The organism is Actinomadura sp. HBU206391, assembly GCF_014323665.1.
Lineage (GTDB): Bacteria > Actinomycetota > Actinomycetes > Streptosporangiales > Streptosporangiaceae > Actinomadura_C.
Window position 1 is genome coordinate 1 of the sequence record NZ_JABVEB010000036.1, and the last position, 16,645, is coordinate 16,645.

Consider the following 16,645-nt stretch of genomic DNA (forward strand, 5'->3'; position numbering starts at 1 on the left):
TGTTCGATGGACCCTGCTTTGTCGGTCATCAGGGGCTTAAAGTGTGAGAGATCATCTCTTTGGGCCGTGGCATGGCCCGAACCGGAGGTTCCATGCGCTCGTGGGCCATGTATCGAGATCAGAGGGATCCTCCGATCGGGAAAAGACACCAGAGCCTGTCACGGGTCACGGTGGCCGCGGCATGAGGCGGCCGGGCATGAACGGCCGGATCTCCGGTGGCCTCGTAGCGCTCCTGATCTTGACCGCCTGCTCGTCGGAGAACGGCGGGGAGAAGACCCCGGTCGACGTCCCGTCGCCCGGCCGCACCTTCGATTCGGCCTGGGAGCAGGTCGCGCCGGACGCCGTCGGTCTCGACGCGGCGGAGTTGGAGCGGCTCGCGGCGGTCGCCGAACGAGGGCAGTCGACCTGTCTCGTGGTGGTCCGCGACGGCAAGCTGGCCGGGGAGTGGTACTTCCAGGGGACGGATCAGGACACCGGGCGGAACGTCTACTCGGTCACGAAGTCCGTCGCGAGCACCCTGGTCGGCATCGCCCAGGACGACGGCGACCTGCGCATCGGCGACAGGGCCTCCAAATGGATCACCGAATGGAAGGGCACGCCCTCCGAGGCGGTCACGGTCCGCGACCTGCTGAGCAACGACTCGGGGCGGGAATGGAGCACCGACACGGACTACCGGAGGCTGCTCGGCGCCAGGGACCGCACCGCGTTCGCGATAGGCCTGAAGCAGGCCCGGCCGCCGGGCGAGGTCTGGGCCTACAACAACTCGGCGGTACAGACTCTCCAGCGAATCCTCCAGAAGGCGACCGGACAGGACGTCGCCGCGTTCGCCCGCCAACGCCTGTTCGAACCCTTGGGCATGTCCCGGTCTACGCTGACGACCGACCGCGCGGGCAACGCACAGCTGTTCATGGGGATGCAGTCCACCTGTCGTGACATGGCGCGTTTCGGATTGCTCATGCTGAACAACGGCCGGTGGGACGGCAGGCAGATCGTCTCCGCGGACTGGGTCAAGGAGGCCACCGGCCGATCGTCGACGAAGCTCAACGCCGCCTACGGCCATCTGTGGTGGCTCAACCGGCGGGGGCCCCTGGGCGAGCCGCTCGCCGCGACGGGGCGTTCGGGCGCCGGCCGCGTGACCAAGACGGGACGCCTGGTCCCCGGAGGTCCCGACCGGATGTACTGGGCGCTCGGGTTCGGCAATCAGCTCATCCAGGTCGATCCGGGTTCCGGGACCGTCGTCGTCCGGGTCGGACCCGGCCGACTGCCCAGGCCGCCGACCTTCGGCCCCGCCGAGGCGAGCAAGATCACCGAGGCCGTCAAAGAGAAGGAGTAGGCGCTTCATGCCCGACCTGCGGGCCGACCAGGCCCACGGAGCACGCATCTATGACTACATCCTCGGCGGGAAGGACCACTTCCGGATCGACCGGGATGCGGGCGATGCCGCACTCGCGGCGTGGCCGGCGTTGCGCGTGCACATGCCGGCCAATCGCGAGTTCATGCATCGCACCGCGCGTTATCTCGCGGTCGAGAAGGGCATCCGGCAGTTTCTCGACATCGGGAGCGGCATCCCGACCTCGCCGAACCTGCACGAGGTAGTTCAGGACGTGGCGCCCGCCTCACGGGTGGTGTACGTCGACGACGGTCCGATCGTGCTCGTGCACGCCCAGGCGCTGACGGAAGGCACGCCGGAGGGCCGCACCACCTTCATCGACGCGGACATGCGCCGGCCCGAGGAGATTCTGAACGCACCCGAGCTCCTGGACGTGCTCGACCTGACCGAGCCCGTCAGGGACGAGGACATCGCGATGTACGGAGGCGTCGCCCGCAAGCCCTGACCGGACGACCATCGGTGGCGCAGTGTTCATGAGCCCGCACGGTCATGGCGCCTGTGCTGTCCCGGAGGGTCGAGGACGACGCCGTCGTCGATCAGACGGCACAGCAGGGTGTGGGCGGCTCCGGCGTCCATGCGGACGAGCACGCTCGCTCGACCGGCCGGGTCGATGTACGGAGAGACGCCCAGGGTGGCCGTGACGACGCTGCGAACCGTCAGCCAGCGGCCAAGATGATGGCGGAGGTCCCGGGCGAGATCGATGGCCAGGCGCTGTTCGGCGCTGAGCCGCTCGCCGCCGCACCGCTGGGTTCTGGGCTCCTCGGTCGGGGGATTCATTGTCGTCTCCGTCGGGTGGCGAGGCGCCCACCAGGGGGTGAGCGTCCAGAGGATCATCGAGTGGTGCTCTCCTGATCGGTCGATCGGTGTTGGAGGCGGAACCACACGGCCGGCACATCGGTCGCTCCCAGGAACGCTAGACCGCCGGTCGACGCCTTCCCGCGCATGCCCGCCCGGCGGCCCGGACGACAATTGATCAGATGGCATTGTGCACCGCCCTCACCTGCGAATTCGGTGCCCACAGGGTCTCGCGGACGGACTACGCTGAGATAGCCGAAACACAGGCAGCCCACCTGCACAAGGATTCCTCGGCAGAACTATGGAGATGTGCGGACGATGGCCGGTAATCACCTGACAGCGCGCGCTTTTCTTGCTAGAGAGATCCGGATAGCTCGCGAGGCGAAAGGGATGAGTCGGGCTGCACTCGGCAAAGCGGTCTTCGTCTCGGAGTCTCTCGTCACCGCCTGGGAGAAGGGCAGATATCTGCCCAAGCCCGATGTGATAGATCGCTTGGAGAGCGTTCTCGGCACCAGGGGCGTTCTCGGCCGCATACTCGACGACCTGGTCAGCGTCACCGTACCGCCGGAGTGGTTCGGCCGCTGGGTCGAGATCGAAGCGAAGGCCACCGCTTTATGGTCCTTCGAACTCGCTGTCGTTCCCGGCCTGTTGCAAGCACCCGAATACGCTCGTGCTGTCTTGCGAGCGGCGAACCATCTCGCCGACACCGAAGAGATGGTGACCGCTCGGCTGGAACGGCAGCGGATCCTTTCCAAGGATGAGGCGCCGATGCTCGTGGTGCTCATGGACCAGAGCGTGCTGCAACGCAACATCGGCGGTGCCGATGTCATGTGCGGCCAATTGACGCATCTCGCGGAGATGGCGCAGCACGACAACGTAGTGATCCAGATCGTCCCGTTGATGGCGACCGTGTGCGCCGGTTTCCTCGGAGGCTTCGTCATCGCCAACTTCGATGGTGGCAATGACGTGGCATACGTGGACAATCAACTCAGCGGCGAGGTGGTCGAGCAGGCGGAGTGCGTTGTGCGACTGCGGCGTATGTTCGAGGTCTTCAGAGCGGACGCCCTGCCGCGGCAGGAGACGGTCGAACTCATCATCAGGGCGGCAGAGCGATGGAAGGCTTGAAGTGGCGCAAGGCGTCACGAAGCGGTGCGAATGGCGGGAACTGCGTTGAGGTGGCACGTGCGGCGAACCGGGTCTTGTCGCGTGACAGCAAGGATCCCGATGGGGTGATCCTCCGGTTCTCCCCGGACGCCTGGCGGCGGCTCATCGCCCAGATCAAGGAGGGCCGGCTGGACCTCTGAGCTTCGTACCTCCGCGTTCCAGGCCCGAGCCGGTACGAGCAAGGCGAACCGCCCCGGCCCGGGGGGAGCGTGGAGGAGCCGGGGCGGTTCGTTTCGCCGGGCCTGGATCGGCCCGGAGTCAGGTCGGGCGCGGAAGCCGGTCATAGATGATCACCCGCAGAGGCAGTTTCCGTTCACGGAAATTCACATTGCGATCGGATATGCACGGAGCGGAGTGGGGCTCTCCTCACGGCGACACGAGCTCAGCGCTATGGCACGCTGGCCTGGTGGCCGTACCGCTCGATCTGCTCCTCCCTTTCCTCGTCGCGTCGGTGCTGGTGACGGTGATCCCGGGCGCGGACATGGCGCTCGTCACCCGGCAGGTCCTGGTCGGCGGGGCGGCGCAGGCGCAGAAGACGATCTTCGGGAATCTCGCCGGACTGCTCGTCCACGGCGTAGCGCTCGCCGCCGGGCTGTCGGCGCTGATCGTGGCGTCGGCGACGGCCTACACCGTCGTCAAGCTCGCGGGCGCCGCCTACCTCCTCTACCTCGGCGTTCAGACGCTGCTGACCTCCAAGCGCCCGCAGGCCGGCCCGCCCCCGGTCAGCGCCGCCGCACCACGCCGGGCGTTCCTGCAGGGGCTCATCAGCACCGTCCTCAACCCGAAGCCCGCGATCTTCTTCCTGACCTTCCTGCCGCAGTTCGTGGACCGTGACTCGGCGGTCCTGCCGCAGACGCTGACCCTCACGGCCGTACACGTGGTCATCGGGCTCGTCTGGCTCTCCGCGTACGCCCGCCTCGTCCATCGCGCACGCGGCGTGCTCACCGCGCCGCGCGTGAAGGCATGGATCGAGCGGACCACCGGTGTGGTGCTCATCGCGTTCGGGCTGCGCGTCGCCGTCGAGCGACGCTGACCGTACTCAGCGCTGCTCGAACTGGTGGTGGAAGCCGAGCAGTCATCCTCCCCACCGAACTGGTCGTACGCGACTCCGCCTGACTAGGCTCGACGGACGTTCCCTGGATCACCGTGCAACCCGGCTTACGTCTGTGAGGCTCGAAGCGATGGCCGCCGAACCGTTGGAACTCGCCGTTGCCGACGCCGCCGCGTGGCGCGAATGGTTGGGCGAATCGCACGGGACCTCGGCCGGGGTATGGCTGGTGCTCGCCAAGAAGGGCACGACGCGGCCGACCAGCCTCACCTATGATCAGGCGCTCGATGAGGCGTTGTGCCACGGGTGGATCGACGGCCAGTCGCGCCGCCGGGACGAGACCACCTACTACCGGCGCTTCACGCCCCGCCGGGCACGGAGCCCTTGGTCCGAACGCAATGTCGGCAACATCGAGCGCCTGGCGGGCGAAGGCCGGATGCACCCGGCGGGAGTGGCCGAAGTCGAGCGCGCCAAGGCGGATGGGCGCTGGGATGCGGCCTATGCCGGTCAGGCCGGCATCGAGATGCCGGCCGATCTGGACGCGGCATTGACCGCCGAGCCGAGGGCGCGAGCGATGTTCGACATCCTGACGAGCCAGAACCGCTACGCCGTCCTGTACCGGATCATGAGTGCCAAGCGCTCCGACACCCGAGCCCGTCGTATCGAGCAGTACGTCACCATGCTGGCCGGCGGCGAGACGATCTACCCGCAGAAGCGCAAGCTCAGCGATTGACCGGGCGGGATGAATCAAAGGAACAACTGCATGATCACGGCAGAGGAATCTCCGCCGTGATCATGCAGTTGTTCGCTCCATATCGCGACTACTCTGCGGATTCATTAGATAACTTACTGCGACGTGCCTTCCCCCCGTCATGACACCATCAACCGGTTGTTCCGCGATCGTCCCGAGCTCGCAGTGGAGATCCTCCGTGAACTGATGGATGTCGAGGTGCCCGCGGTCGCGCCCGTGCAGCTCGAGAGCAACGATTTCAACGACCGGCCCTCCAAGGATTTTCAACCCGACACGGTCATCACGGTGGGCCCTCGGCAGGCACCGGTGCACGGCATCATCGTCGAGGTTCAGCAGGACAGGACCGAGGCCAAGCGCAGACAACTGCCCCGTTACGCGGCTGCGCTGTGGCTACTCTTGCGCTGCCCCGTGACCGTCCTGTGCGTCTGCCCCGATCCGGGTGCGGCGGCGTGGTACAGCGAGCCGATCTCGACCGGGCTACCCGGCTACGTCTTTCGGGCCGCTGTGCTGAGCCCGGGTCGCGTTCCAGTGATCACGGATATAGAGGAGGCCGCGGCGCATCCGGAGCTGGCCGCGATGGCAGTGATGGTGCACGGACTGCGGCGGCCGGTGGCCGAAGCGTTCGTCGGCGCACTCGATCTGATGAAGCCCGAATACGCTCCGCAGTACTATGAGTACGCATACGGCATGGCCGCGCCGGCGGTACGACGCATTCTGGAGGAGATCATGTCTTCTGCGACCTGGCCGGTCTACAGTCCCTTCGCCCGCGAGCACTACGGACGCGGCAAGGACGAAGGCCGTGCGGAAGGCCGTGCGGAAGGGGAGGCCCAGGCGGTCTTGCGGGTGCTGGCGGCGCGGCGGATCGAGGTGCCCGAGGACGCTCGAGCCCGCATCCGGGAGTGCACCGACCAGCGGCAGCTCGACGTCTGGCTCGACCGTGCCGCAGTCGCGACCTCGATCACCGACCTGTTCGACTCACACTGATGCAACGATCCGGTGGCATCGGCCGTGGTCGCCGTACTTCCGAGCTAATGGACCCGCACAGTACGCCGCCAGGCTGCCCAGAGCACCGCAGGGCGATTTCAAAGTCGGCAAATGTTCACATCTGCCCATCGGGCATGTCCATGATCGGATGCACCTCCACCGCGGCGAACCGTGCGTCGGGGATGCGCGCAGCGATCTCGCTCGCCCGTTCCAGGCTCTCGCAGTCGACCACGATGTACCCCGCCATCTGCTCCTTGGTCTCGACGTAGGGCCCGTCCGTGGTGGTCAGGAAACCGTCGCGCACCCGAATGCTCCTGGTGTTCGTCGGATCGGCCAGCGCGGCGGCCACGACCAGCTCACCGGATTCGGTGATCTCCCGGTGCAGGGCCTCGGACTGCCTGGTCAGCTCATCGCGCTCTTCCACCGGCATCGCCAGGAACTCCGGGTTGCGCAGGAACATCGGATGCTCCCAGTTCTCCGGGTTGCTGTAGATCAACAGCAGATACTTCATCTTGACTCCCTCTTCGAGCACGATACCCAGGGCGAGATCCGACCCTCGGCCACGCCGATCGACCGGCGATGCACACCCCCCGATCACGCCGATCGACCGGCGATGCACGGTGCCCCGATCAGGCCGATGGACCGGCGACGCCGATCACGTTGCCTTCGGGGTCGATGAACCGCCCGACCGCAAAATCCCCGGACCCCGGCTCAGGGCCCATCAGGCGCCTACCGCCGAGGCTCTCGGCCTTCTGGAGCGCGGACTCGACGTCGGGTACGCCCACATAGAACAGGACCTGGCGCTCATGGCCCGGGCCGCCGCCGACACCGCCGTTGATGCCGTTCCCTTCGCCGGTCGTGCTCCCGTCCACGAAGCCGTACATGCCCGGCTGCGAGACCTTCTCGGTGGTCGCGTCGCCCACGCGGAACTCCCAGCCGAACAGCTCGCCGTAGTAGCCGTGGAGCTTCGCGGGGTCGTTCCCGATGATCTCAAAATGCACCACTGGTAGTCCCATGGTCAGTCCTCTCCTCGCCGGTGCGGCGATCCTTCCGGTTCGGTCCTGGAACAGGCCGAAGTCTTGTCATGAGTGGGGGTGGGCGGCCGCAACAGCACCAGCGCGACGCACAGGCCGATCACGGCGATGACGACGTCGGTGGTGAAGCCCGCCTGGAATCCCTCGGTCATCACCGTCGGCACGGTCGAGTCGCCCCCCTGGGAGACGACCATGCCGGAAACGACCGCGGCGCCCAGCGCGCCGCCGATCTGGAAGGCCGCGTTGCTGGCGCCGGAGGCCACGCCCGCGATCTCCTCGTCCACCGAGGACAGCGCCGCGGAGACCGCCGCCACCGGGCCGCCGCCCAGCCCGAGGCCGAAGACGAGCAGGCCCGGGAACAGATCGCCGAAGTAGGTACCGTCGGCCGACACCTGCGAGAGCAGAAACGCTCCGATGCCCATCGCCGCGATGGCGACGGCGGCCACCGGGCGGAAACCGACTTTGGTCACGCCCGCCTGGCCGGCGTAGGCGCCCACGATGGTCATCAGGGTCATCACCAACATGCCGAGGCCGAACTGCATCGGTGTGTGGCCGAGCACGTGCTGCGCGTACGCCGAAACGGTGATGGACATCCCCAACGCGGTCATGGCGAAGAAGACCATCGCCAGGTTGCCCCCGACGAACAGCCGGGAACGGAATATCCGCAGCGGCATCAAAGGCGCGGCAGCCCGGCTTTCGACGACGATGAACAGGCCCATCAGAACGACAGCGCCGAGCAGCATGCTCACGACCGATCCGCTGGTCCATCCTTCAGAGGGAGCCCAGACGAGCGCGCCGATCAGCAGCACAAGCCCGAGCGTGATCGTGAGCGCCCCGGCCGGATCGTAGGACCGCGCCTTATCCCGTTCCCGGCTCTCCAGGAGCAGAACGGGAGCGAACACCAGCAGCCCGACGGCCACCGGAACGTTGAGGTAGAAGATCCACTTCCAGCCCAGGCTTTCGGTGATCGGGCCGCCGATCAGCAGCGCCGCCGTGGCCCCGACCCCACCGGTTCCCGACCAGTAAGCAAGCGCCTTGTTGCGCTCGGCACCGTTCGGGAACATGCTCATCAGGATCGCCAGCGCGGACGGCGCCATGATGGCCGCAGAGACTCCCTGAACCACGCGTGCCCCGATCAGCGCGCCCGCCGACCAGGCAAGGCCGCACAGCAACGAGGACACCAGGAACAGCGCCGTTCCGACGATGAACATCTGGCGCCTCCCGCGCAGGTCGGCCAGCCGGCCGCCGAACAGCAGCAGACCGCCGAAGGCCAGCATGTAGGCGCTCAGCACCCACTGCTCGTCCCCCGCCGCGAACCCCAGTTCCCGTTCGATCGACGGCAGCGCCAGGATCACGATCTGGGCGTCGAGGATCACCATGAACGAGGTGACGCAGAGCAGTATCAGCGCCTTCCAGCGTCGCGGATCCGGCGCCGATGGCTCTGGCCCGGGCTCGACGGTCGCGGCCGGTTCGGATCGAAGACTGTCGGTCACGTCGTCGCCTCCAAGCGGAATCATCTGTCACCTGGAACGTCGGAACCGGTCGTCCGATCTCGACATCGACGGTCCGGCACTCGCCGCGCCACCGCGAACGCGGCCCAGGCGACGAGCTCGACCAAGGGCTCAGCACCGATGCCGGCCACTTCGCCGGCCGACCGGTCCGCCCCTTGGGCCCGTGCAACCGTGGCGCAACCGCCTCGCAACCGCGATACCTCATGCTGAGCGGGCTGGTAGGGGCTCGAAATGGTTCCGCGGGAGCGGAACAGGTCACCACATCCCACATCACGTCGGATTCTGGCGCCGGTGCGCCGAATGAGGGAGGAAGAGCTTGCGTCGCATACATGGGGCGAACCATGGTGAACGGCTGGGCGGTCGGAGCGGCGACACGTCGCGCCCTGGTCGGGCGGGCGCCAGGGCGGGGCTGCTGGGCGCCGGGCTGCTGCTGGGGGCCCTGGCCGTGACAGGCACCGCCGGTGCCGCGACCATCGAATCCAAGGCGGCGGCGTCGGGGCAGCTGACGCTGTTCGCCGGTCCTGACTTCACCGGCGCCGCCACCGTCGTCGACTACACCACGTGCGGCCTGGTACGGCAGGTGTCCGGGCAGGTCGGAGCGTTCGACAACCGGCCACTGCCGGGCTGCCGGGTGGCACTGAACAACAGTGCCGGCGCCAGCTTCACCCTGTGTGCCGGCCGCGGTGTCGTCCCGGTCGCGTTCCGGCAGTCCCCGCGGGTACGCATTCAGCCCGGTGACTCGTCCCCCTGCGCGGTCGCCACCAGTCTCTGAGACTCAGTCCGGGTGCGCGTGCGGCCGTGCGACCGGACCGGTCCGTGACGCACCTGCGCCCTTCCTGCCGCTCAGCCGGCGGCTCCCGCAATGGTGAGCCGCCGGCTATTTCGACAAGTCGCTGGTGAAGGTCGAGCGGACCGCTGCGGGACGCGCTACCGGCTTCTCGCCGCCATTCGCGAGTACGCGCTCGACCGGCTCGGCGACCGTCCCGACGAGCACGCCCAAGCGCGACGCGACCATGCCCGGCAGAGCGTGCGTGGGACGGCGTACGTCCGGTCGTCGAAGAAGCCGAATCCGGCGAGCCAGTCGCAGGTGTACGGCACGGCCTGCCGGGTCAGCACCGGAGGGGAGGGTGCGGGCTCTCGAAGAGCCTCGGCACCGTTCCGATCCGGGTGAGCAGGCCGTCCTCGACGCCCGCGCCGGGTGGTCAGGCGTGAGTGGAGGGCAGCCGGTCGGCGGGGCCTACCCAGATCCTGGTGATCTGTCTAACGGCGGCCACTTGATTTCTGGCGCTACAGGCAAGTCTTGCCTGTTTTTGCAATGAGAAAGATCTGTTATGGCCTGAATATGCGAGGGTATGGTGATTGGTGGCGGTAGCCGTGATCAAGTCCACCAACGTCGTCGTGGAGATCAGCGACGTACTCACGCGGTGAGTCGGTTAAGGAGCCCTGGTGTTCAAACGCCTGTCCCGGTGGACCACCGCGGTCCCGCTTGCCCTTGCCCTGGTGGCCGGCCTGTCCGGCTGCGGGGACGACGATCCAGGTCCTGCCTCCGGCGGGAGCGGTAAGACGCTGACGGTGTTCGCCGCCGCGTCGCTGACCGAGTCCTTCACCGAGCTGGGCCGGACGTTCGAGTCCGCTCACCCCGGGGTGAAGTTGCGATTCAACTTCGGGTCCAGCGCCACGCTGGCCCAGCAGATCACTCAAGGTGCCCCGGCGGACGTGTTCGCCGCGGCCAGTCCGGCGACGATGAAGACCGTCACCGATGCCTCGATGGCCACCGCCCCGACGACGTTCGTACGGAACAAGCTCCAGATCGCCGTTCCCGCCGACAACCCCGCGAAGGTCGATGACCTGAAGGATCTGGCGGACCCGAAGGTCAAGGTCGCGTTGTGCGCCGCGCAGGTGCCCTGCGGCGCGGCGGCGGCCAAGGCGCTGGAGGCCGCCGGGCTGAAGGTCAAGCCGGTCACCCTCGAGCAGGACGTCAAGGCGACTCTGACCAAGGTCGAGCTCGGCGAGGTCGACGCCGCCCTCGTCTACAAGACCGATGTGTTCGCGGCCGGGAACAAGGTGCAGGGCATCACCTTCCCTGAGGCCGACAAGGCGATCAACGACTATCCGATCACGGCGCTGTCCAAGGCGTCTGCGGCCGACCTTGCCAAGCAGTTCGTGGACCTGGTGCTGTCGGCCCAGGGCAAGAGCGTGATGACCAAGGCCGGTTTCGAGACCTCGTGACCGGCGGTCACCTGGGGCAGATGGTTGATCAGGCCCGCGGTGAAGACCACCTTTCTGGCGAGCCCGGCCGCGTTGTACATCACCGGCGCCGTGCTCGGCTCCAACGGTGGCTACACCGCTTGACCGGATCGTGGTCCGGACGTTCCTCGTCTCGGTTGCCTGCACTTCAGCGCAGGTCCTCGCGGCGTGTGGAGTGCGGCGAGGTCGGGAAGGGCCGCTCGTCGACGACGCGTTTCATGATGATCGTCGAGGTGAGCCGCTGCACACCGGGCAGGGCGGCGAGCTTCTCGTCCCGAAGCCGTTGATAGGCGGCGATGTCGGCGGTGGCGACGCGGACGAGATAGTCGGGTTCCCCGAAGAGCCGTTCCGCATGGCGGACCTCCGGGACCGTCGCCAGGCCGCTCTCGAACGCCGCGATCGTCCCCGCGTCCTCTCGGTCCATCGTCACGGCCACCAGGACCTCGAAGCCGAGACCGATCGCGGCGGGGTCGACGACGGCCCGATACCCGCGGATGACATCCGTCCGTTCCAACTCGCGCAGCCGTCGGTGGCACGGTGCCACGCTCAGCCCGACCCGCTGCGCCAACTCGGTGACGGTGAGCCGTCCCTCCGCCTGCAGTACGGCAAGAATCTTTCGGTCAATTGCATCCACGATAAGGAATTTAGCCCGACTGTCGCTATATGGGGATGAGATAGCAATATTCGGTTGACCATTTCGGCGTATCATTGCCGAGCAAGCCGGCTCAGTTCCAATCCGAGATGGACGGCGGGCACTCATGGGACAACTGTTCGACTACCTTCCGCTTGCCGCAGCGGTGTTCGGGATCCCTCAGTACCTGCCACAGATAATCAAGCTGCGCGTCACGCACGACACCGCGGGTGTTTCGTGGTCGTGGGCGACGCTCACCAGTCTCAACAACGCCGCGTGGCTGGCCTACTTCATCTCGGCGGGATACTGGACGGCGATCGTGCCCTCCTCCGCCGCGGCGCTTCTCGCCGGCGCGGTCGCGACGATGTTGACCGTACGCGGTCGGGCCACGTCGCGGGCCGCGGCGGCGATCGGGGCCTGGGCTTCGCTACTCGTCGCGGGATATGCCGTCGCCGGGCACACCGGGCTCGGGAACCTGCTCACCATGGCGTCCATCATCCAGGTCACACCCTCGATCTGGACCGCCTACCGGACAGCGCACCCCACCGGTGTCTCACACTGGACCTGGATGCTCATCTTCGGCGAGCTCTTCTGCTGGACGATCTATGGTCTCTACAGATCCGATCCGCGCTTGATCACGCTCGGTGGCACCGGAGTGACCGCGAGCGTCCTCATGCTCACCCGGATTCGGCGCACGAGCGTGCGGGACCCTGGTCCGCCAGTACGGGAAGACGTCTGATCACGTCTGCCGGGTGCGCCGCCGATCGTCACCCAGACGCGGCTGAGCCTGCCTGACGTGCGGCCGTCACATTATTCTGCCGGACGTCATTTCGCCGTCTCTGGATTTAAGTGTCAACTGCGCGGAAGTGTGTTCGCATACGGGGCGGTAGCGGTGACCGTGACCATCTCCGCTTCCCGGCTGATTGACTCCATGGCGATGAACGATTGTGGCACGATAGGTCCCATTATACGGCACTGCCTATGAAAGGTGATGCGTTGGAGACGCTGATACGCACGAAAGATCTTCCTGTGTCTGAGCGGTTCGATGCCTGGTCTGAGCATATGTCCCGCATGGTGGCGGCTCCCGTGAGAGTCACAGCGGACGACCCTGTCGCCTTTCACGGAGAGCTTGGCATCGTGAACCTGGGTATTGTTAACATCTCCTCGGTCGAGGCCTCGCCGTGTCAGGGTTACCGGACCCAGCAGATGATCCGGCAGGCTGATCCGGAGATGCTGGTGCTCACCTTCAACTCGGGCGGTAAGTGCGTGATAACGCAGGACCGGGAGGAGAATGTCCTAAAGCCCGATGACCTATTCATTTATCATACTTCGCGCCCCTGTCGAGTCCAGCTGGCTGCTGGCGGTGACGCTACTCGCAGCCTCTCGGTCGCCCTCTCTTCGAGCTCCTTGTCGATCTCCGCGCGCAAGCTCGCGAGTTTGACCGGAGTTCCTCTTTCGGGCCGATGCGGTATCGGAGCTCTGATCGTCGGACTCGTCACGGAGCTGATCGCAAGTAATCGGCGGTACAGAACCTCTGATCTGGTCCGGCTCGAAGGCGTACTCATCGATCTCATCGCTATTTTCGCTGCTCGCGAACTTGAGACTGGAGCAGTGAGAGAATACAACTCCTATGAGCACACCTTTTTGCTTCGCATCCATACCTTCATTCGAGAGCATCTAGCCGACCCTGAACTGTCCCCTGAGATGGTCGCGGCCGCAAATGGAATCTCCATCCGCTCGCTGCACCGGCTTTTTCGCTCGCAGGATGTCACGGTGGCCGGATGGATTCGCGCTCGTCGGCTTGAGCGCTGCCGGCGGGATCTCGCCGACCCGGCGTACTACGGCGAATCAATCGGCGTCATCGCTGCTCGATGGGGCTTTACGTCTGCGTCTCATTTCGCCAACCTATTTCGTAAAGCCTATGGGGTCAGCCCGAGAGACCATCGACATCAGAGTCGCATTGATTGTGCTAATAGAATCGTCCTCGGTGTATCGGACTGATATGCGCCGGCACCGGCATGCGGCTCTTGGGGCCGACCATGACCGTGAGCCCGGGCTCGGTGCCGGCGCGGTCGGCCGGGTCAGGGAAGGATGATCTCGCCGAGGCGGGCGGTGCGGCCGCCGATGCCGAGCGTGGTGGTGTTATAGGCGGTGCTGCCGGTTCCGGTGAGCCCGGAGGCGGCGCCGGGGAATGACCACACCGCGCCTTCGGTGCCGTCCTCGCCCGGTGCGCCGGAGAGGAGGTCGGCGCGGCCGTCGCCGGTGACGTCGGCGGCCGACAGCTCGGCGGCGAACCGGTCGCCGCTCTCGGCGTTGCCGGGCACGCCCGCGGTGTTCTGGCCGATCTGCACGGCGCCGGTGGTGGTCACCCCGTTTCCGCTGCCGTACAGGAGGATGAAAGCCCCGGCATCCGAGGTGGTGGAGACGTCCTCGCCGGGAGCGCCGATGGCGACATCGGCCCGGCGGTCGCCGTTGACGTCGCCGACGGCCAGACCGGCGCCGAAGAGGTCGCCCTGCTCGCCGGTGCCGGGCACGCTCGCCGTGTCCTGCGTGACCAGCGTCTGCAGGTGGAGGCCGGTACCGGACCCGAGGCTCACCGCGACGGTGCCGCCGTTGGTCTCCGGGTCCTCGCTGAGTACGACCCGGGTGACCAGATCGGCGATCTCGTCGCCGTTGACGTCGCCGGCGGCCGACGTGCCCCCGCCCGGAACGGCGTCGGACTGCAGGAGCGAGAGCCCGGACGCGGATTTGGCATAGAGGTCGACCCGTCCGCCGGGGATGCCGTCGATCCGCTCCACCCAGCCGGCGGCCACGTCGGCGTGGCCGTCCCCGGTGAAGTCGGCTGCTGTCAGGTTCAGTCCCGAGTCGTAGAACTGGCCGTCGTCCAATGGAACCCGGGTGACGGCACCGCCCCCGGAGCCCAGTCCCGCGTAGACCCAGAAGGCCTCATCGCCTCCAGCGCTGACGGCCAGATCCGCTGCCCCGTCGGCGGTGAGGTCCGCGGCGGCCAGCGACTCCCCGAACCGGCCGTCGTCGCTCTGGCGCGCGCCCTCCAGCGTGAGGCGGGCGGTGCGGGTGGACAGGCCCTGAGCACTGCCGTAGACGACCGTGACGGTACCCGCGCGGGTGAACTGGCCGACGGTCTCGCCGGGAGCGCCGATGGCGAGATCGGCATAGCCGTCCCGGTCGAAGTCGGCCGAGGCGAGCGAGGCCCCGAACCGGTTGTTCGCGGCGACGTCGCCGGGAACGCCCGAGCCGGCCTGGGAGATCACCCGAGTGGTCGCCGGGTCGAGCCCGGAGGAGCCGCCGTGCACGACGGTCACGAATCCGCCCCCGACTCCGCCGACCGTCCCGAGCGGGCTCCCGAACGCGACGTCGCGGCGGCCGTCGCCGTTGAAATCACCCGCACCCGCAGGCGCCGCCGCAGCCGAGGCGGAAACCCCACTGAGCATCGCGGTGATGGCCGCGGCGGCGACTCCAATAGTGATCATAGAGCGGACCGTCATCAGTATCTCCTCATCATCATGTTGATGTCATGTAGACGACGCCGCGAGGCCATATGGGGTTGACAACGAATTACGACAGTGGCGATAAGAGCAGAAAAGACGATGGGGCATTCGAGTTCTGTCGCGCATGCACAACCTGTTGGCACTCTGCTGCAAGACGCCAAGGCACGTTGTCGGCGATACTGAAAGTTTCTCCTTGACGCAGGTGTCAGCGCGGGTCCGGTAGACAGCAGTGCGAGCTGATAAATCAGAGCGGGCCCTCATTGGCATCCTGATGAGACCGTTCAGGCAGCCGTCTCTCTTGGCCGGACGACGGACTCGGACTTCAGTGACCAGTGGTGACACGAAGTTCCCTAGGTGCACGGAAGCCCAGGTTCTGCGGATAGGAAGGGATGAAGCCCGGTGCGAGTTCGAGGTCGGGGAAGCGCCTGAGCGCCGTTGCCAAAGTGGTCTCGGCTTCGAGTATGGCGAGGAAGGCGCCAATGCAATAGTGCGGGCCGACGCCGAACGACAGGCTCTTCATGCGTCGCGCGTGCAGGTCGAAGTCGTCGCCGTTGGGCATATCGCGGTTGGCGGCGCCGAGGTGGAGCAGCACGCGCGTGCCCGCAGGCAGCGTCGCTTCGTCAAAGACCACGTCTCGGGCCGTCTCCCGTAGCCAGCCGACGATGGCCGGCATGTACCGACTCGTTTCGGCCACCGCGCGTGGGACCAGTTCGGGGGCCGCTCGAACTCGTTCCCATCTGTCCCGTTGTTGCAGCAGCAGCAGGAACATGTTGGCAATCAGACTCCGAGTCGTCTCGTGGCCGGCCACCAACAGATTGAACGCGAAACTCGCCGCTTGGTTGGGGGTCGCCCCTGCGACCATCAGCCGCGCCGTCACGCTTTCGCGCGGAAGATCGCCTTTGACGAGGTCCAGACAGTATTCCCAGAAGGAGATCAGGTTACGAAGGACCCGGACCTGCTCGTCCGGTGTGGGGCGACCCCAGATGAAGTGGATCTGCCCATCCGACCACGCGCGGACCATGGGGCCGTCTCCCGCCGGCGCCCCGATGAGATGCAAGATCACCCGCAAGGGGAGTTCGGCCGCGAGGACATCCGCGAGGTCCACGGTGCGCAGGTCGTTGATTTCGCCCAGGAGATCATCGACGATCTCCTGGATCATTGAGTGGTAGGGCGGAAGCTGATTCAGTTTCCAGGGGAACACGCTCTCGAGCATCTTGCGCATGGGCGGATGGAAGGGAGGATCGCCGGCGGCGGTGACCGGCTCCGCCTTGAGTTCCCCGATTATGGAGAGTGCCTCGGGACACGGCATATATAGCGGCGCCAGCGTGCTTCGGTTGAGATATGAGCTGTCTTTGCCGCCGCTTCCATGGAGCGCTGCCCGTACGTCGGCATAGCGAGCCAGCACCGGAATGGTCTGACCGGTCGACGTGTCGAGAAGAGCCGTGGATATCTGTGTCTCACGCAACCGGCGCCAGTCTGCGGTTGGATCCGGCCTTTGTGATAGTTGGTACAGGTCGGCCATCTCAACCTCACCCTGCAAACTTCGAAATTTCCGACTGATGTAGATTGTCTTGTCCGCTT

18 protein-coding genes are annotated in these 16,645 nt (G+C 66.5%); 11 read left to right on the forward strand and 7 right to left on the reverse strand.

Annotated elements, in window-relative coordinates:
* Positions 1–196: 196 nt before the first annotated feature.
* Both HKK72_RS14495 and HKK72_RS14500 read left to right on the forward strand, forming a co-directional pair.
* Positions 197–1,333 carry a serine hydrolase domain-containing protein gene (locus tag HKK72_RS14495; RefSeq protein WP_222720706.1) on the forward strand — a complete coding sequence of 379 codons (1,137 nt, stop codon included), beginning with the start codon at positions 197–199 and terminating at the stop codon, positions 1,331–1,333.
* 7 nt (positions 1,334–1,340) lie between these two features.
* Positions 1,341–1,835 (forward strand): SAM-dependent methyltransferase, encoded by a 495-nt coding sequence (locus HKK72_RS14500; RefSeq protein WP_187234874.1) that lies wholly within the window; start codon positions 1,341–1,343, stop codon positions 1,833–1,835.
* Positions 1,836–1,861: 26 nt separating this feature from the next.
* On the opposite strand, the gene HKK72_RS14505 is transcribed toward HKK72_RS14500, so the two are convergent.
* Positions 1,862–2,167: a hypothetical protein gene (locus HKK72_RS14505; RefSeq protein ID WP_187234875.1), complete on the reverse strand. Its 306-nt coding sequence runs from the start codon at positions 2,165–2,167 to the stop codon at positions 1,862–1,864.
* A 336-nt stretch (positions 2,168–2,503) separates the two neighbouring features.
* Between HKK72_RS14505 and HKK72_RS14510 the strand changes: the two genes are divergently transcribed.
* The 5 genes from HKK72_RS14510 (at position 2,504) to HKK72_RS14530 (ending at position 6,132) form a co-directional block, all read left to right on the forward strand.
* Positions 2,504–3,310 (forward strand): helix-turn-helix transcriptional regulator, encoded by an 807-nt coding sequence (locus HKK72_RS14510; RefSeq protein WP_187234876.1) that lies wholly within the window; start codon positions 2,504–2,506, stop codon positions 3,308–3,310.
* Complete coding sequence (locus HKK72_RS14515; RefSeq protein ID WP_187234877.1) at positions 3,298–3,489, forward strand: DUF397 domain-containing protein; 192 nt, start codon at positions 3,298–3,300, stop codon at positions 3,487–3,489. The genes HKK72_RS14510 and HKK72_RS14515 overlap by 13 nt, the downstream gene beginning before the upstream one ends.
* A gap of 266 nt (positions 3,490–3,755) precedes the next feature.
* Positions 3,756–4,382, forward strand: coding sequence for a LysE family translocator (locus HKK72_RS14520; protein WP_187234878.1), 627 nt, complete (start codon positions 3,756–3,758; stop codon positions 4,380–4,382).
* A 148-nt stretch (positions 4,383–4,530) separates the two neighbouring features.
* The gene (locus HKK72_RS14525; protein ID WP_187234879.1) at positions 4,531–5,130 is read left to right on the forward strand and encodes a YdeI/OmpD-associated family protein; all 600 of its coding nucleotides are present in this window, start codon (positions 4,531–4,533) and stop codon (positions 5,128–5,130) included.
* A gap of 123 nt (positions 5,131–5,253) precedes the next feature.
* A complete protein-coding gene (locus HKK72_RS14530; protein ID WP_315987252.1) occupies positions 5,254–6,132 on the forward strand; it encodes a hypothetical protein in 879 nt (292 codons plus the stop codon).
* A 115-nt stretch (positions 6,133–6,247) separates the two neighbouring features.
* On the opposite strand, the gene HKK72_RS14535 is transcribed toward HKK72_RS14530, so the two are convergent.
* The 3 genes from HKK72_RS14535 to HKK72_RS14545 all read right to left on the reverse strand — a co-directional run bounded on the left by HKK72_RS14535 (position 6,248) and on the right by HKK72_RS14545 (position 8,659).
* Positions 6,248–6,643: a YciI family protein gene (locus tag HKK72_RS14535; RefSeq protein ID WP_187234880.1), complete on the reverse strand. Its 396-nt coding sequence runs from the start codon at positions 6,641–6,643 to the stop codon at positions 6,248–6,250.
* A gap of 118 nt (positions 6,644–6,761) precedes the next feature.
* Positions 6,762–7,148, reverse strand: coding sequence for a VOC family protein (locus HKK72_RS14540; protein WP_187234881.1), 387 nt, complete (start codon positions 7,146–7,148; stop codon positions 6,762–6,764).
* A gap of 2 nt (positions 7,149–7,150) precedes the next feature.
* Positions 7,151–8,659 carry an MFS transporter gene (locus HKK72_RS14545; RefSeq protein WP_222720707.1) on the reverse strand — a complete coding sequence of 503 codons (1,509 nt, stop codon included), beginning with the start codon at positions 8,657–8,659 and terminating at the stop codon, positions 7,151–7,153.
* A gap of 334 nt (positions 8,660–8,993) precedes the next feature.
* On the opposite strand from HKK72_RS14545, the gene HKK72_RS14550 reads away from it, so the two are divergent.
* Entirely contained in the window at positions 8,994–9,449 is a 456-nt protein-coding gene (locus HKK72_RS14550; protein WP_187234883.1) for a hypothetical protein, read from the forward strand.
* Positions 9,450–10,123: 674 nt separating this feature from the next.
* The gene (gene modA / locus HKK72_RS14555) at positions 10,124–10,906 is read left to right on the forward strand and encodes a molybdate ABC transporter substrate-binding protein (RefSeq protein WP_187234884.1); all 783 of its coding nucleotides are present in this window, start codon (positions 10,124–10,126) and stop codon (positions 10,904–10,906) included.
* A 166-nt stretch (positions 10,907–11,072) separates the two neighbouring features.
* Here the strand turns inward: modA and HKK72_RS14560 are convergent, their stop codons facing one another.
* Positions 11,073–11,558 carry an Lrp/AsnC family transcriptional regulator gene (locus tag HKK72_RS14560; protein WP_187234885.1) on the reverse strand — a complete coding sequence of 162 codons (486 nt, stop codon included), beginning with the start codon at positions 11,556–11,558 and terminating at the stop codon, positions 11,073–11,075.
* A gap of 124 nt (positions 11,559–11,682) precedes the next feature.
* Between HKK72_RS14560 and HKK72_RS14565 the strand changes: the two genes are divergently transcribed.
* Positions 11,683–12,294 (forward strand): PQ-loop domain-containing transporter, encoded by a 612-nt coding sequence (locus tag HKK72_RS14565; RefSeq protein WP_187234886.1) that lies wholly within the window; start codon positions 11,683–11,685, stop codon positions 12,292–12,294.
* 257 nt (positions 12,295–12,551) lie between these two features.
* Positions 12,552–13,556, forward strand: a complete 1,005-nt coding sequence (locus HKK72_RS14570) for a helix-turn-helix domain-containing protein (RefSeq protein WP_187234887.1) — start codon at positions 12,552–12,554, stop codon at positions 13,554–13,556.
* An 80-nt stretch (positions 13,557–13,636) separates the two neighbouring features.
* Here the strand turns inward: HKK72_RS14570 and HKK72_RS14575 are convergent, their stop codons facing one another.
* Both HKK72_RS14575 and HKK72_RS14580 read right to left on the reverse strand, forming a co-directional pair.
* Positions 13,637–15,061 (reverse strand): FG-GAP-like repeat-containing protein, encoded by a 1,425-nt coding sequence (locus HKK72_RS14575; RefSeq protein WP_187234888.1) that lies wholly within the window; start codon positions 15,059–15,061, stop codon positions 13,637–13,639.
* A gap of 325 nt (positions 15,062–15,386) precedes the next feature.
* On the reverse strand, positions 15,387–16,586 hold the full coding sequence (locus HKK72_RS14580; protein ID WP_187234889.1) for a cytochrome P450: 1,200 nt from the start codon (positions 16,584–16,586) through the stop codon (positions 15,387–15,389).
* Positions 16,587–16,645: the final 59 nt, after the last annotated feature.